The 20,445-nt window shown below is 68.6% G+C and carries 22 protein-coding genes; 14 read left to right on the forward strand and 8 right to left on the reverse strand.

Translation table 11 applies throughout. From position 1 onward, the window contains the following. Positions 1–14 precede the first annotated feature (14 nt). On the forward strand, positions 15–587 hold the full coding sequence (locus tag ACZ6YV_RS09530; RefSeq protein ID WP_465509173.1) for a TIGR03086 family metal-binding protein: 573 nt from the start codon (positions 15–17) through the stop codon (positions 585–587). Here ACZ6YV_RS09530 and ACZ6YV_RS09535 read toward each other — a convergent pair. Together ACZ6YV_RS09535 and exaC are read right to left on the reverse strand one after the other, a co-directional pair. Further along, the gene (locus ACZ6YV_RS09535; RefSeq protein ID WP_465509174.1) at positions 541–924 is read right to left on the reverse strand and encodes a DUF779 domain-containing protein; all 384 of its coding nucleotides are present in this window, start codon (positions 922–924) and stop codon (positions 541–543) included. The two genes, ACZ6YV_RS09530 and ACZ6YV_RS09535, sit on opposite strands and share 47 nt — an antisense overlap. Then, on the reverse strand, positions 924–2,447 hold the full coding sequence (gene exaC, locus ACZ6YV_RS09540; RefSeq protein ID WP_378240037.1) for an acetaldehyde dehydrogenase ExaC: 1,524 nt from the start codon (positions 2,445–2,447) through the stop codon (positions 924–926). The genes ACZ6YV_RS09535 and exaC overlap by 1 nt, the downstream gene beginning before the upstream one ends. A gap of 105 nt (positions 2,448–2,552) precedes the next feature. Between exaC and ACZ6YV_RS09545 the strand changes: the two genes are divergently transcribed. Beyond that, positions 2,553–4,043, forward strand: a complete 1,491-nt coding sequence (locus tag ACZ6YV_RS09545; protein ID WP_465509175.1) for a GAF domain-containing protein — start codon at positions 2,553–2,555, stop codon at positions 4,041–4,043. Here ACZ6YV_RS09545 and ACZ6YV_RS09550 read toward each other — a convergent pair. The 3 genes from ACZ6YV_RS09550 to ACZ6YV_RS09560 form a co-directional block, all read right to left on the reverse strand. Then, the gene (locus ACZ6YV_RS09550) at positions 4,006–4,614 is read right to left on the reverse strand and encodes a DinB family protein (RefSeq protein ID WP_465509176.1); all 609 of its coding nucleotides are present in this window, start codon (positions 4,612–4,614) and stop codon (positions 4,006–4,008) included. The genes ACZ6YV_RS09545 and ACZ6YV_RS09550 overlap by 38 nt on opposite strands. A gap of 462 nt (positions 4,615–5,076) precedes the next feature. Continuing rightward, a complete protein-coding gene (locus tag ACZ6YV_RS09555; protein ID WP_465509177.1) occupies positions 5,077–5,535 on the reverse strand; it encodes a hypothetical protein in 459 nt (152 codons plus the stop codon). Then, positions 5,532–5,846 carry a hypothetical protein gene (locus ACZ6YV_RS09560; RefSeq protein WP_465509178.1) on the reverse strand — a complete coding sequence of 105 codons (315 nt, stop codon included), beginning with the start codon at positions 5,844–5,846 and terminating at the stop codon, positions 5,532–5,534. Before ACZ6YV_RS09560 ends, ACZ6YV_RS09555 begins: the two co-directional genes overlap by 4 nt. A 204-nt stretch (positions 5,847–6,050) precedes the next feature. On the opposite strand from ACZ6YV_RS09560, the gene ACZ6YV_RS09565 reads away from it, so the two are divergent. From ACZ6YV_RS09565 to ACZ6YV_RS09580, 4 genes are all read left to right on the forward strand, one after another. Then, positions 6,051–6,851, forward strand: coding sequence for an SGNH/GDSL hydrolase family protein (locus ACZ6YV_RS09565; protein ID WP_465509179.1), 801 nt, complete (start codon positions 6,051–6,053; stop codon positions 6,849–6,851). Further along, entirely contained in the window at positions 6,830–7,387 is a 558-nt protein-coding gene (locus ACZ6YV_RS09570) for a TetR/AcrR family transcriptional regulator (RefSeq protein ID WP_465509180.1), read from the forward strand. Before ACZ6YV_RS09565 ends, ACZ6YV_RS09570 begins: the two co-directional genes overlap by 22 nt. A gap of 247 nt (positions 7,388–7,634) precedes the next feature. Continuing rightward, on the forward strand, positions 7,635–8,807 hold the full coding sequence (locus ACZ6YV_RS09575; protein ID WP_465509181.1) for a sensor histidine kinase: 1,173 nt from the start codon (positions 7,635–7,637) through the stop codon (positions 8,805–8,807). Then, positions 8,804–9,469, forward strand: coding sequence for a response regulator (locus tag ACZ6YV_RS09580; protein ID WP_465509182.1), 666 nt, complete (start codon positions 8,804–8,806; stop codon positions 9,467–9,469). Before ACZ6YV_RS09575 ends, ACZ6YV_RS09580 begins: the two co-directional genes overlap by 4 nt. Here the strand turns inward: ACZ6YV_RS09580 and ACZ6YV_RS09585 are convergent. After that, positions 9,433–10,896, reverse strand: a complete 1,464-nt coding sequence (locus ACZ6YV_RS09585; RefSeq protein WP_465509183.1) for a phytoene desaturase family protein — start codon at positions 10,894–10,896, stop codon at positions 9,433–9,435. The genes ACZ6YV_RS09580 and ACZ6YV_RS09585 overlap by 37 nt on opposite strands. 94 nt (positions 10,897–10,990) lie before the next feature. On the opposite strand from ACZ6YV_RS09585, the gene ACZ6YV_RS09590 reads away from it, so the two are divergent. From ACZ6YV_RS09590 to ACZ6YV_RS09615, 6 genes are all read left to right on the forward strand, one after another. Continuing rightward, on the forward strand, positions 10,991–11,725 hold the full coding sequence (locus ACZ6YV_RS09590; protein ID WP_465509184.1) for a DUF2786 domain-containing protein: 735 nt from the start codon (positions 10,991–10,993) through the stop codon (positions 11,723–11,725). Between the two features lie 61 nt (positions 11,726–11,786). Further along, the gene (locus ACZ6YV_RS09595) at positions 11,787–12,542 is read left to right on the forward strand and encodes a GNAT family N-acetyltransferase (RefSeq protein ID WP_465509185.1); all 756 of its coding nucleotides are present in this window, start codon (positions 11,787–11,789) and stop codon (positions 12,540–12,542) included. Positions 12,543–12,570: 28 nt separating this feature from the next. Continuing rightward, the gene (locus ACZ6YV_RS09600) at positions 12,571–12,927 is read left to right on the forward strand and encodes an ArsR/SmtB family transcription factor (protein ID WP_465509186.1); all 357 of its coding nucleotides are present in this window, start codon (positions 12,571–12,573) and stop codon (positions 12,925–12,927) included. Further along, positions 12,924–13,193 carry a hypothetical protein gene (locus tag ACZ6YV_RS09605; RefSeq protein ID WP_125791739.1) on the forward strand — a complete coding sequence of 90 codons (270 nt, stop codon included), beginning with the start codon at positions 12,924–12,926 and terminating at the stop codon, positions 13,191–13,193. Before ACZ6YV_RS09600 ends, ACZ6YV_RS09605 begins: the two co-directional genes overlap by 4 nt. 112 nt (positions 13,194–13,305) lie before the next feature. Next, positions 13,306–15,486 carry an MMPL family transporter gene (locus ACZ6YV_RS09610; RefSeq protein ID WP_465509187.1) on the forward strand — a complete coding sequence of 727 codons (2,181 nt, stop codon included), beginning with the start codon at positions 13,306–13,308 and terminating at the stop codon, positions 15,484–15,486. Beyond that, entirely contained in the window at positions 15,479–16,201 is a 723-nt protein-coding gene (locus tag ACZ6YV_RS09615; protein ID WP_465509188.1) for a class I SAM-dependent methyltransferase, read from the forward strand. Before ACZ6YV_RS09610 ends, ACZ6YV_RS09615 begins: the two co-directional genes overlap by 8 nt. Here ACZ6YV_RS09615 and ACZ6YV_RS09620 read toward each other — a convergent pair. Together ACZ6YV_RS09620 and ACZ6YV_RS09625 are read right to left on the reverse strand one after the other, a co-directional pair. Beyond that, on the reverse strand, positions 16,198–17,520 hold the full coding sequence (locus ACZ6YV_RS09620) for a UTP--glucose-1-phosphate uridylyltransferase (RefSeq protein WP_465509189.1): 1,323 nt from the start codon (positions 17,518–17,520) through the stop codon (positions 16,198–16,200). The genes ACZ6YV_RS09615 and ACZ6YV_RS09620 overlap by 4 nt on opposite strands. Positions 17,521–17,602: 82 nt before the next feature. Next, positions 17,603–18,175 (reverse strand): 5-formyltetrahydrofolate cyclo-ligase, encoded by a 573-nt coding sequence (locus ACZ6YV_RS09625; protein ID WP_465509306.1) that lies wholly within the window; start codon positions 18,173–18,175, stop codon positions 17,603–17,605. A gap of 218 nt (positions 18,176–18,393) precedes the next feature. Here ACZ6YV_RS09625 and glp point away from each other — a divergent pair, with 218 nt between their 5' ends. Further along, the gene (gene glp / locus ACZ6YV_RS09630; protein ID WP_465509190.1) at positions 18,394–19,665 is read left to right on the forward strand and encodes a molybdotransferase-like divisome protein Glp; all 1,272 of its coding nucleotides are present in this window, start codon (positions 18,394–18,396) and stop codon (positions 19,663–19,665) included. Further along, entirely contained in the window at positions 19,665–20,336 is a 672-nt protein-coding gene (locus tag ACZ6YV_RS09635; RefSeq protein ID WP_465509191.1) for a GNAT family N-acetyltransferase, read from the forward strand. The genes glp and ACZ6YV_RS09635 overlap by 1 nt, the downstream gene beginning before the upstream one ends. Positions 20,337–20,445: the final 109 nt, after the last annotated feature.

Consider the following 20,445-nt stretch of genomic DNA (forward strand, 5'->3'; position numbering starts at 1 on the left):
TATATCTTGCCGCCATGGATCTCCTCGCCCTGACGACCCGGGCTCATCACGCGACCGGGACCACGATCACCGGAATCGGTACGGACGACTGGGACCGCTCGACCCCCTGCGCCGAGTGGACCGTCCGCGACATCGTGAAACACCTGATCGACAACAACGAGCACCGTGCGGCGGAGGCGTCCGGCCGCCCCAGGAAGACCCGGCCGACGACGGACGGCGACCTCACCGGGTCCTACGCGGAAAGTTCCGCCGAGTTCCTAGCAGCCTTCGACGCCCAGGCCCTGGAGAAGACCTTCGACTTCGGAAACTTCGGCCCGCTCCCCGGGAAGAACGCCTTGGCCGTGCTCTTCGTCGACAACCTCGTCCACGGCTGGGACCTCGACGCCGCGCTCGGCCGCGAACACCTCTGGGACGACGAACTCGCGACGGCCGCGTTGGGCGTGGCGAGCCGCTATCCCGACGTCACGCCGGTGCGCGGGCCCGGCGGCGCCTTCGACCAGGCTGTCGAGGCACCGCCGGGTGCCGGGCCGGGTGACCGGCTCATCGCGTTGCTGGGCCGTTCAGCTCCGCCGACTCCTCGTCGCTGAACAACCGGGAGCGGGTCAGGAAGCGGACTCCTTCGGGCGCCTCCAAGGAGAATCCGCTTCCCCTGCCCGGAACGACGTCGATGGTCAGATGTGTGTGCTTCCAGTACTCGAACTGCGGTCCGGACATCCACACCGGGACGTCCTCGATCCCCTCGACGACCAGGTCGCCGAGCCGGACGTCGGACATCCCGGTGCGGAATTCGCCCGCCGGATAACACATCGGCGCGCTCCCGTCGCAGCATCCGCCGGACTGGTGGAACATCACCGGTCCGTGGACTGACACCAGCCGCCGCAGCAGATCCGCGGCGGCCGGTGTCAAGCCGACCCGCTCGGCCATCAGAAGAACCCGAGCGCACTGTCCGAATAGGACACCAGCATGTTCTTGGTCTGCTGGTAGTGGTCCAGCATCATCTTGTGGTTCTCGCGCCCGATCCCGGACGCCTTGTAACCGCCGAAGGCCGCGTGCGCCGGGTACGCGTGGTAGTTGTTGACCCACACCCGGCCCGCCTGGATGTCGCGGCCGGCGCGGTAGGCGGTGTTGCCGTCGCGTGACCAGACACCGGCGCCGAGGCCGTACAGCGTGTCGTTGGCGATCTTCAGCGCGTCGGCGTAGTCGTCGAACTTCGCCACCGAGACCACCGGGCCGAAGATCTCCTCCTGGAAGATCCGCATCTTGTTGTCGCCTTCGAAGACCGTCGGCTGCACGTAGTACCCGCCGGACAGTTCGCCGCCGAGGTCGCTGCGCTCGCCGCCGGTGAGGACCTTCGCGCCTTCCTTCACCCCGATGTCGATGTAGGAAAGGATCTTCTCCAGCTGGTCGTTGGAGGCCTGCGCGCCGATCTGCGTCTCGGTGTCGAGCGGGTGGCCCTGCTTGATCTTCTTGACGCGTTCGACGGCGTCGCCGAGGAACCGGTCGTAGATGCCGGACTGGATCAGCGCCCGCGACGGGCAGGTGCAGACCTCGCCCTGGTTCAACGCGAAGAGCGCGAAGCCCTCCTGCGCCTTGTCGTAGAACGCGTCGTTGGCCGCGGCGACGTCGTCGAAGAAGATGTTCGGGCTCTTGCCGCCGAGTTCGACGGTGACCGGGATGATGTTCTCGCTGGCGTACTGCAGGATCAGCCGTCCGGTGGTGGTCTCGCCGGTGAACGCGACCTTCCGCACGCGGTTGCTCGACGCGAGCGGCTTGCCCGCCTCGACTCCGAAGCCGTTGACGATGTTCAGCACGCCCGGCGGGATCAGGTCGCCGATGAGCGACATCAGCAGGTGGATCGACGCCGGGGTCTGCTCGGCGGGTTTGAGCACGATCGCGTTGCCGGCGGCGAGCGCGGGCGCGAGCTTCCAGACCGCCATGAGCAGCGGGAAGTTCCACGGGATGATCTGGCCGACGACGCCGAGCGGCTCGTGGAAGTGGTACGCCACGGTGTTGTCGTCGATCTGGGAGATGCCGCCCTCCTGGGCGCGCAGGGCGCCGGCGAAGTAGCGGAAGTGGTCGATCGCGAGGGGGATGTCGGCGGCGAGGGTCTCGCGGACCGGTTTGCCGTTCTCCCACGACTCGGCGACGGCGATCGCCTCGAGGTTCTGTTCCATCCGGTCGGCGATCCGGAGCAGCACGTTCGACCGCTCGTCCACCGACGTCCGGCCCCAGGCCGCGGCCGCGCCTTCGGCCGCGTCGAGCGCGCGGTCGATGTCTGCGGCGGTGCCGCGAGCGACCTCGGTGAACACCTGGCCGGTCACCGGGGTCGGGTTCTCGAAGTACTGACCGCTCGCGGGCGGTACGTACTCGCCGCCGATGTAGTGGTCGTAGCGGGACTCGTAGCTGACGACGCTGCCTTCGGTGTTCGGTGCCGCGTACTTGGCCATCTTTCCTGCCTCATCGCTAGGGGTGGCGGTTGGCGGCGAAGGTAGGCCGGGTGAGGTTGCACGCACGTTGCAACGAAGTGAGCCCGGTCACCTATTCTCGGAAACGTGGCGGAGCTGCCCGGAGATGAAGCGTCGCCGCGTGACCCTCAGGCGTACGCGCGGCTGCTGAAGGACGTCCACGACGCCGTCCTTTCCGGTGTGCCCGCGCCGCGTTCCCCCAGGTCGATCGTGTCGGCGTCGTGGGATCGCTCGCTGGCCGCGCACGTCGACCCGGACAAGGGCATCGCCCCGCTGGTCTACGACTCCGGCGAAGTGAGCGGGCTGCGGGACGAGCATCCGCTGGCACCGGTGCTGCCGATCCTGCGGCAGACGCTGGTGAGCATCGCCGACGACGCCGAGCACATGATGATCGTGACCGACGCGGCCGGGCACATCCTGTGGCGCGAAGGCGCGGCAGGCGTACTGCGGCGCGCGGACGGCGTGATGCTCGCGGAGGGCACGCGCTGGAGCGAAGACGTCATCGGGACGAACGCGATGGGCACCACGCTCGCCACCGGGGAGCCGGTGCAGATCTACTCCGCCGAGCACCTGGTGCGGACCTATCACGGCTGGACCTGCGCGGCGGCGCCCGTGCGCGACCCGGAGACCGGCGCGCTGCTCGGGTCGATCGACGTCAGCGGTCCGCTGCGGACGGTCCATCCCGCGATGCTCGCGCTGGTCACGGCGGCCGCGCAGCTCGCCGAAGGCCAGTTACGGGCCCGGCTCGCGCTGCGCGACGAGCGGCTGCGGGTCGCCAACATGACCCATTTGGAGGCGTTGCGCGGCATGCCGGGCGCCTTGCTTTCGGCGAAGGGGCGCGTGCTGGCGGCCGAGTCCTGCGACGATCTCCCCACCACCGTGGACATCCGGCCCGGTGGCGGCGCGGTCACCCTGCCCGACGGGCGGCTCGGCACGGTGGAGCCGTTGAGCGAGGGCTATCTGCTGCGCCTGCGGAACCGGGGCCCGTCGAGGCGCCCCCGGCTCGCGCTGGAGTTCCTCACCGACGGCCCGCCATCGACCACAGTGGACGGTCGCGAGGTGCCGTTCACCTTGCGGCACGCGGAGATCCTCACGCTGCTCGCCTTGAATCCCGGCGGCCTCTCCGCGGAAAGGCTGGCACTACTGCTTTATGGCGAGAGCGGGAACCCGGTGACGGTGCGCGCCGAGATCCACCGGCTGCGGACGCAGCTCGGCCCGGAGATCGTGCAGACCCGGCCGTACCGGCTCTCCGCCGAGGTGGACGCCGATTTCCTGCGGGTCCGCGCGGCACTCAAACGAGGCGACGTCAGCGCCTCCGCGAACGCGTTCCGGGGGCCGCTACTGGCCGAATCGGAGTCGCCCGCCGTCCGCGAGGAGCGCGAGTCGGTCACCGCGTCGGTCCGGCGGGTCGCGCTCGGCAGCGGGGACGCGGCGGCGCTGTGGGCGTACTGGGAGACCTCCTGCGGGGCCGACGACCTGGAGATCGTCGACGCGCTGTGCCGAGTGCTCCCGGACGGCGATCCGCGGCGCGCCGTCGCCTTCACCCACCGTGCTCGGGTCCTGTCCGGCCGAGTTTGACGGCTGCCGTGGCGGCTTGCTCGATCTGTTCGCGCCGGGATTCCCAGAAGGTCGCGTCGCGCTGCTGGGCGGCGTAATCGGCGGCCGTCCCCGTCGAGCCGTCCACTTGTTCACGCAGGATGTCGGCGTGTCCGGCGTGACGGCTGGTCTCGGTGAGCATGTGGACCAGGACGTTGAACAGCATCACCCGAGGTCGCGGCCACCAGGGCACGTGACCAGGCGAATCGATGGCCAGGGCCGTGATCGTCGCGTCGGAGTGCCCCCAGACGCGTCGATAGCGGCCGGTGATCTCCTCACGCGTCTCGTGCTCGGTGGCCCACAGGTCGGCGCCGCGTTGCCCGAGGTCGTCCCATCGGGGCAGGGATTCGGGGAACGGCCTGCCGAAAACCTCGCCGAAGTACCGGGATTCCCACAGCGACAGGTGCTTCACCAAACCGAGAAGGTTGGTCCCGGTCCGGGTCAGGGGACGGCGGATGTCGTACTCATCCAGCCCGTCGAGCTTCCAGAGCAGCACCTCGCGGATCTCTCGCAGATCGCTGTGCAAGCACTCTTTCGCGACATCGTCGATCATGACGCGAGCCTGCTGTCCTGTCCGCTTCTGCTCTTCGGATGGGCAGGCCGCTTGCCTGCGACACGAAAAGTAGGTTCGAACATCGGGTCCGCCGAGTTGTTCGGGCAACCTTTCGGATTCGGCGGCCGACCAGGCCGCCGAAGGTCGCGGTCCGCCACTGACCCGCGTGGTGCCGCTGCCCCTTCCAGCTGGGGAGTATCGCTGCTGAACTGCGTCTCGACGAACTCGGTGATGTTGAACTCCGCCCCAACGAACCCTGGTTTACTGGCTGGCGCGACCTGTTTCCGTCGCTGGTCGGGCGATCCAGTCTTGCATCGCACAGGGCCGGGTCTTCCCAGCGGCTACGCCGTTCGCACGAGTCGGTGGCGCCAACAGTTTCTCGGCGAGTTCCTCGCCCCGTTCAAGTCACCGGATGGCCGCAGCTCGTCGTACGACCTTGTGGGCCCGCGAACCCCAAGGTCGTTAGGTTATTCTGCGGACGACCGGGTTCTCGCTAAGCCCTGGAACTTCTTCAACCAGGCGCGCATGCGCCGAGTGAAGGAACTCCGAGACCTTCTCCAGTAATTCTTCTCGCATTAGTGAGGAATCTCCAGAATTCTTCGACGAGCTCACCGATATTCGGTCGTCAACCTGACGAAGTCTGATCACCTCCTCGCTTTCCGTGAAGCCAAATGCCGCATCCTCCCCACGAGAAATCCGATCGGCCGCTCCGCGGAGTGACAGCGCCAGGTCCACGAGCGTCACGAACCTGCTCTTCGAGATGATCTCAACGTCGTCCACGACCATCTCGACGTTGACCCCGAAGTACTTGTAGCGAAGGTCTACCTCCGAGATGTCTGCGGGATCGCGTTGCCTAGCGCCGTCCCAGGTCGTACGCCAGGGAGAACTAGGCTCCGGAAGGTCGAAGGAAAGATGGATCATTTCACTCCTTGCAAGAACAGGGCTATACCGACGACATTCGGATCGAAGTCGAGCAGCATCAACCGGTCGCGCTCCAGCCAGGACTCGTAGCCGACCAGGTCGCCGTTGGTGGCGGTCCACCACTGGCCGATGTGGTTGCGCTGGTCCTTGTAGGAAGGGAACCCGCGTGCCGGCTGGCACGCCTCGAACGGCACGGACCACGCCTCGGTGAGCGGGAGGCGCCGCTGGCCGTCTTCGTCGACGTAGCCGACCTCGAACTGCTCGGCGAGCGCAGGCGGGGCACCGCCGGGCAAAAGATCAAGCTTCGGCACCGCGTCATTGTCCCGCCCTGCCTCGGCCGGTCGTCAGCGACCCGAACGGTAGACCCGAACACCCGAAGTCAGACCCGAAAACTTCCCCGGAACCCGAAGGGTTCCTCCGGACGGGACACCTGCCACGAGCCGCCGAGTAGACAGCGTCTACATCAGTTTGATAGACAGTGTCTACAAGGTGAACTCGCGGTTACGGAGATCTGGATGGGCTACCAACGTTTCGTCGCGCTCGGCGACAGCTGCGCCGAAGGGCTGGCCGATCCGCATCCGTCGGGTGGCTTCTACCGAGGCTGGGCCGACTTCGTCGCGGCACGTCTCGCTGAGGAAGAGCCCGGTTTCCGCTACGCCAACCTCGCGGTCCGCGGGCGCAGGCTCGACCAGATCCACACCGAGCAGACCCCGGCGGCGAGCGGGCTGCGGCCGGATCTGATCGCGCTGTTCGGCGGTGGCAACGACGTGATGAGCCGCGGCTGGGACGCGCGCACGGTCGCCCGACGCGTCGACACGGCCATCCGCGCCTGCACGGAGATCGCGCCCGTCGTCGTCACCTTCACCCTCAGCGACATCTCCCACCGCATGCCGATGGGCCACCGCATGCGCCCGCGTCTCGTCGCGCTGAACGACGCCGTCCGCGAGGCGTCCGTCAGCTACGGCGCGACCCTCGTCGACCTCTGGCCGGACGACGCCGCGCACGATTCCCGCTACTTCGGCCCGGATCGGCTGCACCTGTCCGAGCAAGGCCACCGGCGCCTGGCCGGGCACGTACTCGGCAAACTCGGCGTCACTCACGACCCGGCCTGGCTCGCCCCGCTCCCCGGTTCGGCGGAACGCCCAGGCCTGCGCGCGGACCTGCGCTGGCTGGGGAGGGAAGTCCTTCCTGTCGCGGTCAGCCGGTTCCGCAACCGGCTCAGCGGCCGTCAGCCGGGAGACGGCTTCCTGCCGAAACGCCCCGACCTTCTGCCCGTCCTTGAGGAGACCCGCTCGTGGGCGCCCGAACCCGCCTGATCGACACCGCGGCGAACCTGCTGACCGAAGAAGGCGTCGGCGCGGTGACACTGCGCGGAATCGCCAAGGCCGCCGGCGTCTCGCACGGCGCGCCGCTGCGGCATTTCTCCGGCCGCGCGGCCCTGCTCTCGGCGGTCGCCACCCGCGGCTACACCGAACTGCTCGATCGCGGCACCGGCCTGCCGGACGGGACACCGCGCGAACGGCTCATCGCCGCCTGCCACGGCTACCTCGATTTCGCGCTGGCCAATCCGGCGATGTTCGAGCTGATGTTCCGCCGCGACCTGATCGACCCGGACGACGCCGAACTCACGCGGGTGAGCAGCGCGGTGTTCGACTTCTTCGCCGCACTGGTCGCCGAAGTACAGGACGACGACTGGCATCCCGCGACCGATCCGCGGCTGCTCGCGTCCTCGCTGTGGGCGTCCCTGCACGGTCTCGCCCAGCTGTGGCTTTGGGGTGGGCTGGCGGGCGCGAGCTTCGCGCCTTCACCGGAAAGGGCGCTGGCCGTCACGCTCGACGCCTATCTGGGCTGAGGCTCGGCGAAGAGGCGGCCTACTCGGGATATCCCCTCCCGAAGGCCCTCTTACCCGGAGGAGGTCATCCTCTTCGCCGAGTTGGGGAATGGAATATCCATCCTGCTTCGACGTTATCCGGATGGATCACCGAGCGGAATCCCCGCGAGTCGGAAGCCGGGGTAAACCTTGGCGGTATGCCGACGAGCGAATACCGCGCTGGTTGCAGGAATTGGGCGGCTCGACACTCCGGCGGTAACTTGCGGAAGTGCCGCCCCTCGTTCAGCCCTTTCAACTCCTCCGCGCACGGCCACTGCTCACCGACTGCCTGATCACCGCGGCCGCTGCCACTCTCCTCGGGCTGGGGGCGGCACCTCGCGGCGGCTCGTTCGGCGACCCGGTCGAGGCCGGGGTCGTCGCCCTCGCGGTGTCCATCGCGCTCCCACTGATCATGCGCCGCCGTCATCCGATCGCGGTCCTGCTCGCCTCGGTTTCGCTCATGACCGTCTACACCGCCTTGGGCTACCGGGCCACTTTGGGCGAACCTTCCGCCTTTATCGCCGCGTACACGGTGTGGGCGCGGTACCCGCCCGCGAAGGCGGTGGCGCCGACCATCGCGTGGGTCACCCTTTTCGAACTGGGGCTCGTGCTCGGGGAGGTGCCGTCCTTCGTGGTCGACACGACGCGCCTGGTCGCGCAATGTGCGGGCACGATCATCGTCGGACGGCTCGCCTACCTGCGCGCGGACCGGATGGTGGAACGCGCCGTCCGCGCGGAACGGGAGATCCGGCTCGAAGCGGAACAGGCCGTCGTCGAGGAGCGCATCCGCATCGCCCACGAGTTGCACGACGTCGTGTCCCACCACATCTCGGTGATCGCGGTGCAGGCGAACCTCGCACGTTACGTCTTCGAATCCGCCCCGGGCACCGCGCGCACCGCGCTGGACACCATCACCGGGACCACCACGGAAGCGCTCGACGAACTGCGGCGCCTGCTCGGGGTGCTGCGCCCGCCGCGGCACGAACCCCACGAGTACCGTCCGCAGCCCGGCCTCGCCGACCTTCCCGCGCTGGTCACCCGTGTGCGTGAAGCCGGCCTCGCGGTGACGTCGCGGACTCTCGGTGAGCCGCGACGACTTCCTCCGGGACAGCAACTGTGCACCTACCGAATCGCTCAGGAAGCGCTTACGAACGTACTGAAACACGCGGATAAGGCGCGTGCGGAACTCGTCCTCGAATACGGCGAGGAGGCGCTCGTGCTCAGCGTCCGCAATTCCGCTTCCGAGGAGACACCACCACCCAATCCGGCCGGACAAGGCCTCATCGGAATGCGGGAACGGGCGAGAATGTACGGTGGTTCGATCGAAATGGGACCGGCCGGATCCGGTGGTTTCGCGATCGAACTGACCCTTCCCTATCTTCCGCAGGAGCGAGCCCGGTGACGAGTGTGCTGGTGGTCGACGACCAGGATCTCGTCCGGGCGGGTTTCGTCGCCCTGCTCGACGCCGTTCCCGGCGTGCGGGTCGCGGGCGAGGCGCGAAACGGGCTCGAAGCCGTCGAGAAGGCCCTTGAACTGCGTCCCGACGTGATCCTGATGGACATCCGGCTGCCCGAACTCGACGGGGTCAAGGCGACCGAACGGATCCTCGCGCACGCCGGGCCGGACAAGCCGAACGTGCTCATGCTGACGGTGTTCGACCTCGACGAGTACGTCTACACCGCGTTGCGCGCGGGCGCGGCGGGCTTCCTGCTCAAGGACAGCCCGCCGGAGACCCTGATCGCCGGGATCCACGCCGTCGCGCGCGGCGACATGCTGTTCGGCCCGACCATCACCCGTCGCCTGGTCGAGGCCTTCACCCAGGCCCCGCCGGAAAAGCCGACGGCCCCGCCCGCCCTGACCGGGCTGACCGAACGCGAACTCGAGGTGCTGCGGTTCGTCGGCACCGGCGTGCCGAACTCCGACATCGCGCGAAGCCTGCTGGTCAGCGAAGCCACGGTGAAGACGCATCTGAACCGGTTGATGACGAAACTCAGGATTTCGAGCCGGGCCCAGGCCGTGGTGGTCGCCTACGAAACGGGCCTTGTGCGGCCACGAGATCCGTGAATCACGCTTTCGAAGTCCTTGCCCAGTACGGATTTCGCTGCGTGCCAGCCGCCCATCCCGTGCACCCCGGGCCCCGGTGCCGTCGCGGCCGAGCACAGGAAGACACCGCCGAGCGGGGTGCGATGCGGATTCCAGCGCGCGACGGGCCGTCCGAGCACCTGGCGCAGATTCACCGCGCCGGCGGCGACGTCACCGCCGGGATAGTTCGCGTTGTAGGACTCCAGTTCCGGAGCGGTGAGGCAGCGGCTCGCGAGGATCGTGTCGGAGAAACCGGGTGCGAACCGTTCGATCCGCCGCCGGACGATCTCGGTGACGTCCCGCGGATCCCCGTGCGGCACATGGCAGTACGCCCACACCGGCCGCTTGCCCGGCAGCCCGCGGGACGGGTCGATCGCCATCGGATCGGAGACGAGCACGAAACGGTCTTCCGGATCTTCGCCGCGCACGATGGCGTTTTCGGCGGCGTACACCTCGTCCCGCGTACCTCCGAGATGGACCGTGCCCGCCTTGCCGACCTCCGGGACCGCCCACGGAATCGGTTCGGAAACCAGGAAATCGACCTTCGCCGCGCCAGGACCGTAGCGGTAGGACTCCAGCGCCTTCCGGTATCGCGGCGGCATCAGGTCGCGGGCGATACCGAGGAAACCACGCGGGGCGATGTCGAGGATCACCGTCCGCGACTTCGCCAGTTGCCGCAGGTCCGTGATCCGGCTGCCGGTGTGGATCCGCCCGCCGTGCGCGCGGACGTCGGCGGCGAGCGCCTCGGTGATGGCCTGGCTTCCGCCGCGGGCGATCGGCCAGCCGGTCGAATGCGCGAGGTGGCCGAGCAGAAGGGTCGCGCCCGCGGCGGCGAGCGAAGGCTGACGGCTCATCACGTGCGCGGAGACGCCGGAGAGCAGCGCGGGCGCTTCCGGGCCAGCGAACAGGCGGCGCTCCAGCCCGGAAGCGAGCATCGCCACCCGGGCGGGGAGGAGAGCGGCGACCCGGGGGTCGCGCGGCGGGTGACGGAGGTCGCCGAGCAGGAGATCGGCCAGCTCACGGCTGTGCCCGGCCAGCGGTCCCATCAGCCGTCGCCACCGGGAGCCGTCCGTACCAAGGGCATCACAGGTCCGGTCGAGATCTTCATAGGCGAGTCCCGCGCGGTTACGGTCGATCGGGTGCGCGTACGCGATCTCCGGCCGCAGGAGGTCGACTCCGTGCCCGGCGAGGCCGAACCAGCGGAAGAAGGGGGACGCCGCGGCCATCGGATGCCCGGTGGCGCAGATGTCGTGCCGGACTTCGCCGTCGAACAGCGAAGCCGTGCGCGTCCCGCCGCCGATCTCGTCCGCCGCCTCGTGCACCTCGACCGACAGCCCCGCCCTGACCAGCAGGACAGCCGCCGCGAGCCCGTTCGGGCCGGAACCGACCACCGACACGTCCGTCGCCATACCGCCCCCTTGCCGGGATCCGAACATCCCGCCCGAATATTGTCGGACCTCTCTCCTAGATTGACCCGCTCCAACCCAATCAGGAAGGAGGGCCATGCCCGACCATGACACGCTGCTCGCGCGAGTCCGGAAACTCCTCGCGAAGGCGGAGGACCCGGCGGTCACCGAGGCCGAGGCCGAGTCGTACAACACCAAGGCCGCCGAGCTGATCGCCCGGTACGGCATCGATCAGGCCCTGCTGGCCGCCTCCGGGGCGACCGCCGACGAGATCACCCAGATCATGATCCCGCTCGACAACCCGTACAGCCGGGACAAGGCGGGACTGCTCACGAACATCGCGCATCCGCTGCGCTGCCGGGCCCTGCTGCACCGGCTCGGCCAGTCGGTCACCGCGGTGACGGTGTTCGGCTTCCGCTCCGATCTGGAGCGGGCGGAACTGCTGTACACGAGCCTGCTGCTGCAGGCGACCACCCAGCTCACCAGGGTCCGCCCGGAGAACCGGGTGTTCGCGGGCGAATCGCTGGCCGCCTACCGGCGCACCTGGCTGCACGGGTTCTCCGGCGCGGTCTACGAAAGGCTCCGCAACAGCGAAGACACCGCGGCCCGCACCCACACCGCCACCGCGGGCCACCGTTCAGCCGAACTGGTGATCCAGGACCGGACGGCGATGGTCAAACAGGCGTACGATGAGCAATACGGTGATCTTCGTTCGGCGCCGCCCAGGCGGCTGTCCGGCAGTGGTTACCTCGACGGGCACTCCGCCGGCGAGCGCGCCAACCTCAACACCACCGGTATCACCGGACGGCGCCGCGCGCTGCCCGTGCGCTAGGCGTTCACACCAGCTGAAAAGCACCTCGTGAGAATTGCGTGTCCTCGGGTCTACTGAGGACATGATCGTGATCGAAGACCTGGCCACCCGGCCTGAGCTGCGCGAGCCCGCGCTCGGCCTCGGCGGCGTCGGCGGCGAATTCCTCCAGCACGGCCTGGCGGGCCTGCTGGCGAAGTCGTCCCACCTGGCCGCCCGCTGGCCGGAATACTTCCTCGTCCTGCTGGAAGACGATGTCCCGGTGGCGAGAGCGGCCGCCGTACCCGTCGGATTCCCGACGGCCGAACGTCCGGAACTGCCGGACCACGGCTGGGACGCCGCCTTGATCTGGGCCGCAGAAGACCTGATGAGCGCCCGTGAGACGAATACGCTGATCGCCCTCGAAGTGATGGTCGCGCCAGGCCGTCGTGGTGGCGGCCTGGCCACAAAAGCGTTGGAAGCCTTGAAGAAGCGCGCCTCGGAAACAGGTATGCGCAAACTCGTCGTGCCGGTCCGCCCGGCCGGGAAGGAGAACGAACCCGGACTGTCCTTTGAGGACTACGTCGCCCGCCGTCGCCCGGACGGCCTGCCCGAGGATCCGTGGCTGCGCACGCACGAACGGCTCGGCGCGCGATTCGTGAAAGTGGCACCGTTCGCGATGACTGTCACGGGCACCTTCGCCCAGTGGAAGGCGTGGACCGGCGTCGAACTCCAGGACGGCCTGACGGCCGTTCCGGGTGGGATAGCGCCGGTGCTCGCCTCCTCGGCACTGGACGTCGGTGTCTACGTGGAGCCGAACGCCTGGCTGGAGCACCTGGTAGACCAAACCAGCACCTGCTAGATTTCTTTGGCATGTGCAGGAGCGCGGGATGACCGCCACCGGACCGTCCGGCGACGAGCTGCTGCGACTGCTGGGGGCGCTGGCGAATCCGCATCGGCTGCGGATCGTCGCGGCGCTCCGCGCGGAGCGCGCGTACGTGAGCCAGTTGGCGCGAGAGCTCGGCATCAGCCGGGCACTGTTGCAGCTCCACCTGCGCAAACTGGAGGCGGCCGGTCTCGTGTCGGCCACCCTGGAGCTGTCGGAGGACGGGAAAGCGATGAAGTTCTACGAGGTGAAACCGTTCCTGGTCGAGCTGAGCCCGGACACCATCGCCGCCGCGGCGCCGACGCTGAGTACACCGACACCGGGCACGTCCACACCGGGCGATGAGGGGGAACGACCGTGAAGTGGCATCAATGGCAGGAGGTCGCCGGGCTGATCGGCATCTTCGTGTTCCTCACTGTGGTGATCACGGTGGTCGTGTGGCAGTTCGGCGCGACCATCCGGGCCAGGGGCGCGCTCGCGCGCGAACAGGAATACCGCAGGCTCGCCGAAAAAGCCGTCCAGGCGCAGGAAGAGACCGAACGCAAACTCACCGAACTCGACGGACGCCTCGCGGATCTCCAGAAGAGCGTGGGCACGGTCGAGCGGATCCTCAAGGAGGTCGACTGACCGGCCGGTGAAAAGACCCTGGACCGCCGAGCGGCAACTCGACGGCCCAGGAAAGAAGAAGCAAAAACCTCGCCCGAGGCATCTCACTCCTTCACACAAAGGACTGTAGTTCATGCTGCCCGAAAAGATCGCCGCGTGGTCCGTGCGGCACCGCGCGCTCACCCTCGCCGGCTGGGTCGCCCTCGTGGTCCTCGCCCTGCTCTCGGGTGCTCTGCTGGACGGCGAAAGCCGCCGGAGCACCGATCCCGGCGAATCCGGTCGCGCACAGACAGCCTTGAACGCCCAGAACACCTTCGACCCTTTACGCGAGAACGTCCTCGTCGAGGCGAAGGACCCCGGCTCACCACCGTTCGCCGCGAACGAAGAACTCCGGCGGGCGACCGAAGACCTGGCCACCACGCTCACCCGATCCGGTTCCGTCACCGACCTCCGTTCACCGCTCGCCCCCGGCGGTGCCGAGCGGATCTCGGCCGACGGCGCCTCCGGTCTCGTCGGCTTCTCGATCGCGGGCGGGGAGAAGGACATCCGCCCGAACTTCGAAACCGCGGCCGCGCAGGTCGACGCGGTCGCCGCGCGGCATCCGTCCGTCCGGCTGGGCCTGTCCGGGGATCTCAGCCTGTCGACCGTGGTCGACAAGAGCATCCGCGAGGACGTCAAGCGGTCGGAACTCCTTTCCCTGCCGATGACTCTGGTGATCCTGCTGATCGTCTTCGGGGCGCTGGTCGCTGCGTCGGTGCCGTTGCTACTGGCCGGAACGACCGTCGCGGCGACGTTCGGCTTCCTCTCGGTCGTCGACGACTTCACCCCGATCAACAGCGCGACGACGGTGATCACGCTGCTCATCGGGATGGCGGTGGGCGTCGACTATTCGCTGTTCTTCCTCAGGCGGCAACGGGAAGAACGCGCGCGAGGCCACTCGATCGACGACGCGATCCGCATCGCGGCGCGGACGTCGGGGCACGTCGTGGTCGTCTCCGGGGTCACGGTCGTCCTGTGCGTGAGCGGCCTGGTGTTCACCGGACTCGACAACTTCACCGGCCTCGCGATCAGCACGGCGTTCGTGGTCGGCCTGGCCGTGCTCGGCGCTGTCACCGTGCTGCCCGCGCTGCTGTCCCTGCTGGGTGACAAGGTCGATCGCGGCCGGATTCCCTGGCTGGGCAAGCGGCGCACCACCGCGGAGAACTCGCGGTTCTGGTCCTCGACCGCCCGCGCGGTCACCCGGCGGCCGTCGCTCTGGGGCGGGCTCGCGGCCGCGCTGCTGATCCTGCTCACCTTGCCCGCCCTCGGCATGCACCTGCAGGATCCGACACCGGCGGAGAGCCTGCCGCGATCGACGACGACGATCGACTCCGCCGTCCGTACCCAGGAAGCGTTCCCCGGGGTGGTCTACCCCGCGACGGTGGTGCTGACAGCCGAGAACGGCGGCCCGGTCGACAGCCCGGCGCTGCGGTCGGCGATCACCGATCTCGAACGGCGGGTCGGGGAAACCTCCGGTGTGCTGAACAAACCCATCGCGGTCGCGAACGTAGAGAAGGCGGTGGTCGTCCGGGTCCCGCTGTCCGGCGCGGGCCGGGACGCGGAAGCCGACGCCGCGCTGGCGAAACTGCGCACCGAGGTCCTGCCCGCGACGGTCGGCGAGGTGAGCGGCGTCGAGTTCGCGGTGTCGGGCCGGACGGCGAACGCCCGCGACTTCGCCGACCGCGTCATCGACCGGATGCCGCTGGTACTCGGTTTCGTCCTGCTGGCGGCGTTCGTGTTGCTGCTGCTGGCTTTCCGGTCCGTGGCGGTGTCACTCGTGTCGATCCTGCTCAACCTGCTGTCGATCGGCGCGGCCTACGGCGTGCTCACCTGGATCTTCCAAGACGGCCATTTCGCTTCCCTGCTGGGATTCACCCCGTACGGCGGAGTGGTCGGCTGGCTGCCGATGTTCATGTTCGTGCTGTTGCTCGGCCTGAGCATGGACTACCACATCTTCATCCTCAGCCGGATCCGTGAACGCCGGGACGAGGGAGCCGTCGCCGCGATCGTTCGCGGCACCGGCACCAGCGCGGGGGTGGTCAGTAGTGCGGCGGTGATCATGGTCGGCGTGTTCAGCGTCTTCATCACGCTGAGCGCGATCGAGTACAAGATGATGGGCGTCGGGATGGCGATCGCCATCCTGATCGACGCCACCCTGGTCCGCGGGGTGCTGCTGCCCGCGTTCCTGGCATTGCTGGGAGAACGCGCGTGGCGGTCCGGCCGTAAATCCGTGGCCCCCGTCCGTGTACCGGAACTATCGTCGCCGAATGCCTGACGCGCTCTTCGCCCACGCCCGGCTCGCACCGATCTACGACGCCTTCGACGGCGCTCGCGACGATCTGGACCACTACCTCGCCCTCATCGGCGAACTCGGTGCGAGGAGAGTGCTCGACGTCGGCTGCGGTACCGGCTGCCTGGCGGTTCTCCTGGCCAAACGAGGGATCGAGGTCGTGGGGGTCGATCCCGCCGAGGCGTCATTGGAGATCGCGAAGAGCAAGGACCCAGAAGGGAAGATCACCTGGATCCACGGTGACGCGAAAACGGTGGGCGAGGCAGGCGCCGATCTCGCGGTGATGACCGGCAACGTGGCCCAGGTCTTCCTGACCGACGACGAATGGAGCCGAACACTCGAAGGTGTCCGCACCGCACTGGTGCCGGGCGGTCACCTGGTGTTCGAGATCCGGCGACCCGGCCGCCGCGTGTGGGAGGACTGGGCCGCCGACACCGCACACGACGTCATCGACGTGCCCGGCGTCGGCGAGGTCGAGCAATGGCGCGAGGTCACCGAGGTGAACCTTCCCTTCGTCTCGTTCCGGTACAGCTACCGGTTCCCCGACGGGAAGGTCGTCACCTCGGACTCGACACTGTGGTTCCGTGAACGCGAAGACCTGGAATCCTTGTTGGCGAAGCACGGTTTCCGCGTCCTGGACGTCCGGGAGGCCCCCGACCGTCCAGGACGCGAGTACGTGTTCATCGCCCAGCGCGACTAGAGGATCTCGCCGTCCGGAACGGTCTTCGGCCCGGTGATTTTCACGTCGCCCCGGACGACGACGTTCTTCCCGAAGGTGACGTCGCCGTCCACTTCGAGGCTCGTGCACTCCTTGAGCGAAGGCGCGGAAGGGATGCGCTCGTCGAAGTCCGGGAGAAGCTTGTAGAACTCCTTGCTCAGCGAAACGACCGGCGGGGTGGTGGTGAACTCCGGGATCATCTCCCCGCCGTCGTCGAGCACGTACGCGTCGGAGCGGACGACGAGCAGGTCGTCGGTGGTCTTGACCGGCGCGAACCGGGTCCGCGGGATCTCGATGGCCCGGGCGCCCTCGACCGAACCGATCGCCGCGCCCATCGCCGTTTCGAGCTGGATCACCGGCGTGCTGGCCGAATCAGCCGGATCGACGGTCTTCCGGTTCACGATCAGCGGCAACAGCGGCGCGGCCGGGTCGTCGTCCTGAAGGGCTTTCAGCCGTTCGAGGTCGAACCAGATGTTGTTGGTGTTGAAGTAGCGCCACTTGGTGACGTCGCCGAACGAGTCGTCGCCGTCGGGCACCTGCGCGGATTCACGCAGGACGATCCGGCCCGCGCGCCGCGCGAGGTGCCCGCCCTTGCGGTCGGCCGCGGTGCCGAGCACGGTCTCCATCGCGAACGGGATGTTCTCGCCTCCGAGCCACGCGGCGATCCGCGCGTCCGGCAGCGCGCCGAGGTTGTCGGCGTTGGACACGAAACACCAGCGGATACCTTCCGCCAGCAGCGTTTCGAGCATCCCGCTCACCGCGAGCGCGACGTAGACGTCGCCGTGCCCCGGCGGGCACCATTCGAGTTCCGGGTTCGCGGGCCATTCCGCGGGCCGCCCGTCGGCGGTGATCTTCGGTTCGCGCCCCTGCAGGAAGTCTGCCGGGATGACGTCGTCGGCGAGAGCGGGGTACTTCTTCAGCAACTCCAGCGAAGGTTCGCGGGTGCCCGCCGAATTCATCAGGATCAGCGGAAGGCGCGCGTTGTACTTCTCGCGGGTGGAGAGCACCTGCATCGCGATGACGTCGAGGAACGTCTTCCCCGGTTTGATTTCCAGCAGCGATTTCGGCCCGGTGAGCCCCATGCTCGTGCCGAGGCCGCCGTTGAGCTTGAGCACTGCGGTGCGGTCCAAGGCCTGACGCGCTTCGGCGGCGTCCGGCTCGGGCAGATCCACGAGCCTGCTGATGTCTTCGAGAGGTTCGAGTTCGTTTCCCGGCAATTCACCGGCGCCGGGTTCGGACAGCTGCTCGAGACGCCTTCGCAGGGCCGCCAGCTCCATGGCGTGAGCCCCCGCGGAACGCATTTTCGACAGCGTTCCGGCGAAACGATCGGACAGGTGCGCGTCAGAGCTCATTGTGCCCTTTCTGAACCACTGCGTCGGGGCGTCAGTGTATTACCGGCCGCGGGGCCGCCCCCTGGTCCGGGGTCAGCACCCCGGTCATCCGGACGTCGTGCGGTTCCGCGGGCAGGGCGCGCACGAGTTCGGCGTCCCGGACGACGGCGATCAGCGCGGCGCCGGACGCGGCGAAGGAAAGCGACCGGTCGTAGTACCCGGCGCCCCTGCCGAGCCGGACACCTTCGTCGTCGACGGCGAGCGCGGGGATCAGCACCAGATCGGCCGTCCCCAGCGTGTCGGGACCGAGCCGGCGGCCGGTCGGTTCGAGCAGCCCCAGCAGCCGGCCCGGTCCGAGGCTCGACGGACCTTCGTAGGCCGCCCACTCCAACGGCCCCGGCTCGCCGGGGACGATCGGCAGCAGCACACGTTTTCCCTGGTCGACAAGTTGATCAAGGAGCGACACGGCGCCCGGTTCGGTCCCGAACGGGACATACGCGCATACGACCTCGCCCGGCAGCCGAGCGGCCGCGACGGCCAGGGCCGCCGCCTCCCGAGCCCGTGTCTCCGACACCAGCGAACGCCGTTCGACGGTTATCCGGGAACGCCACTCCGCTTTGCTCAGGTGTTCATTGCCGGGCTTGACCACGTGGTCAGGTTAGGCTTCACGCCTATGACAGGCGCAGCGACCACCCCGGCGGCACGGACCACGAGGAGCTTGCCCGATCGGGCGATTTCCACGGCTTCGGACCGCATCACTCCTGGTAACGGTGGTGAACTTCAGTTCACCGACGGGCCTTCATCGCGTGCCTGGTCGAACGAACGGATCGAGATCCCCCAGTCATGACGGAGCCCATCGCCGAAGCGGCAGAGACCGAAGACGCGGGACAGTTCCGTTCCGTCGAGGATCAGATCGCGCTGACCCTGGACGCCGCGGTACGCCCGCGCCCGGTCCGGGTCGCCATCTCCGAGGCCCAAGGCCTCCTGTGCGCCGAAGAGGTCGTCGCCGAACACGCGCTGCCCGGTTTCGACCAGGCCGCCGTCGACGGCTACGCGGTACGAAGTGTCGACGTCCGCACCGCGGGCCAGGAGCCGGTGCAGTTGCCGGTGGTCGGCGAGATCGCCGCCGGTTCACGCCAGCCGCGGCGGCTGCAGCCGGGCCAGGCCGTACGGGTCGACACCGGCGCGCCGCTGCCCACGCTCGCCGACGCCGTCGTCCCGACCGCCTACACCGACGGCCACCAGGCCAAGGTCACCGTGCACAAGTCGGTGCCGTCCGCGGGCTACGTGCGCCGGACCGGCGAGGACGTGCAGATCGGCGACGTCGCCGTACGCAAGGGCGACACCATCGGCTCCGCCCAGGTCGGTCTGCTCGCCGCGGTCGGCCGGGCGAAGGTGCTGGTGTACCCGCGGCCCCGCGTTTCGATCGTGTCCGTCGGCGACGAACTGGTCGACATCGACCGCACCCCGTCGGTCGGGCAGGTCTACGACGTCAACTCCTATGCCCTGTCCGCGGCCGCGCGGGACGCGGGCGCGGAGGTGAGCCGCGTCGGCATCGTCCCCGGCGATCCGAAACGGCTACGGGAGATCGTCGAAGGCCGCCTGCTGATGTCGGAGATCGTCGTCGTCGCGGGCGGCGCCGGCGGAAGCTCGGGCGACGAGGTGCACGCGGCGCTGTCGGACCTCGGCAACATCGACATGACCCGCGTCGCCATGCACCCCGGTTCGGTGCAGGGCTTCGGCAGGCTCGGCCCCGATTCGGTGCCGACGTTCCTGATCCCCGGCAACCCGATGAGCGCGCTGGTCGTGTTCGAGGTCCTGGTCCGCCCGCTGATCCGCGCCGCGCGCGGCACCCGCAACCCGCACCGCCGGATCGTCGGCGCGCGGCTGCTCTCCCCGATCACCTCGACCAAGGGACGCAAAGGCTTCCTGCGCGGGCAACTGCTGCGCGACGAGGGCAACGGCGAGTACCTGGTGCAGCCGCTCGGCACCTCCGGCGCGCATCTGCTCGCGTCGCTGGCCGAGGCGAACTGCCTGATCAACATCGACGAAGACCTCACCGAGGTCGCCGCGGGCGAGCAGGTCAAGGTGACCTTCCTGGCCCAGCGGGCGTAATGGGCGCACCGATTTCCGGCGTCGCGTATCCGATCGAGAGCAGGCATCCGGGCTGGCCCGCGAAACTGGGGCCGCTCCGGGTGCCCGCCGGGATCCTCGCCGTCCGGCCGGTCCGGCTGCGGGACGCCGGCGAGTGGAGCCGCGTCCGGCTGCGGGACCGCGAGCACCTCGAGATGTGGGAACCGACCGGTATCGGGCCCTGGCCGGACCGCAACGCGTTCTGGTCCTGGCCGTCGCAGTGGCTCGCGCTGCGCGGCCTCGCCCGGCGTGGGCAGTGCCTCCCGTTCACCATCACGGTGGATGGACGCTTCGCCGGACAGATCACTGTGGGTAACGTCATCCGGGCGTCGCTCCGGTCCGCCTGGATCGGCTACTGGGTGTCGTCGGACATCGTCCGCGGCGGCGTCGCGACCGGCGCCGTCGCCCTCGTCACCGACCACGTCTTCGACTTCGGCGGCTTACACCGGCTCGAAGCGACCGTCCGCCCCGAAAACACCCCCAGCCTGCGGGTTCTCGGCAAAGCGGGCTACCGGCAAGAGGGCCTTTTCGAGCGCTACCTCGATGTCGCGGGCGGCTGGCGGGACCATTTCTGCTACGCCGTCACCAAGGAAGAGACCGGTGACGGACTGGTCTCCCGGCTCGTCGCGAAGGGTCTCGCGGAGCGCGTTTGACCCCATCACGGACCCGTTCCCGTGACCGCGTTACCACAACCTGTGAGATTCACCTAATTTGGTGATGCATTTTCCGTGATCGAAACCGGCGAGTCTGCGCGGCGTGTGT

It is taken from the genome of Amycolatopsis sp. NPDC102522 (assembly GCF_055584485.1).

What these genes read in the sequence shown, in the direction of transcription:
- ACZ6YV_RS09530 (WP_465509173.1), top strand. Translation starts at nt 15, where the DNA reads ATGGATCTCCTCGCCCTGACGACCCGGGCTCATCACGCGACCGGGACC.
- ACZ6YV_RS09535 (WP_465509174.1), bottom strand. Translation starts at nt 924, where the DNA reads ATGGCCGAGCGGGTCGGCTTGACACCGGCCGCCGCGGATCTGCTGCGG.
- exaC (WP_378240037.1), bottom strand. Translation starts at nt 2,447, where the DNA reads ATGGCCAAGTACGCGGCACCGAACACCGAAGGCAGCGTCGTCAGCTAC.
- ACZ6YV_RS09550 (WP_465509176.1), bottom strand. Translation starts at nt 4,614, where the DNA reads ATGATCGACGATGTCGCGAAAGAGTGCTTGCACAGCGATCTGCGAGAG.
- ACZ6YV_RS09555 (WP_465509177.1), bottom strand. Translation starts at nt 5,535, where the DNA reads ATGATCCATCTTTCCTTCGACCTTCCGGAGCCTAGTTCTCCCTGGCGT.
- ACZ6YV_RS09565 (WP_465509179.1), top strand. Translation starts at nt 6,051, where the DNA reads ATGGGCTACCAACGTTTCGTCGCGCTCGGCGACAGCTGCGCCGAAGGG.
- ACZ6YV_RS09585 (WP_465509183.1), bottom strand. Translation starts at nt 10,896, where the DNA reads ATGGCGACGGACGTGTCGGTGGTCGGTTCCGGCCCGAACGGGCTCGCG.
- ACZ6YV_RS09590 (WP_465509184.1), top strand. Translation starts at nt 10,991, where the DNA reads ATGCCCGACCATGACACGCTGCTCGCGCGAGTCCGGAAACTCCTCGCG.
- ACZ6YV_RS09595 (WP_465509185.1), top strand. Translation starts at nt 11,787, where the DNA reads ATGATCGTGATCGAAGACCTGGCCACCCGGCCTGAGCTGCGCGAGCCC.
- ACZ6YV_RS09600 (WP_465509186.1), top strand. Translation starts at nt 12,571, where the DNA reads ATGACCGCCACCGGACCGTCCGGCGACGAGCTGCTGCGACTGCTGGGG.
- ACZ6YV_RS09610 (WP_465509187.1), top strand. Translation starts at nt 13,306, where the DNA reads ATGCTGCCCGAAAAGATCGCCGCGTGGTCCGTGCGGCACCGCGCGCTC.
- ACZ6YV_RS09615 (WP_465509188.1), top strand. Translation starts at nt 15,479, where the DNA reads ATGCCTGACGCGCTCTTCGCCCACGCCCGGCTCGCACCGATCTACGAC.
- ACZ6YV_RS09620 (WP_465509189.1), bottom strand. Translation starts at nt 17,520, where the DNA reads ATGCGTTCCGCGGGGGCTCACGCCATGGAGCTGGCGGCCCTGCGAAGG.
- glp (WP_465509190.1), top strand. Translation starts at nt 18,394, where the DNA reads ATGACGGAGCCCATCGCCGAAGCGGCAGAGACCGAAGACGCGGGACAG.
- ACZ6YV_RS09635 (WP_465509191.1), top strand. Translation starts at nt 19,665, where the DNA reads ATGGGCGCACCGATTTCCGGCGTCGCGTATCCGATCGAGAGCAGGCAT.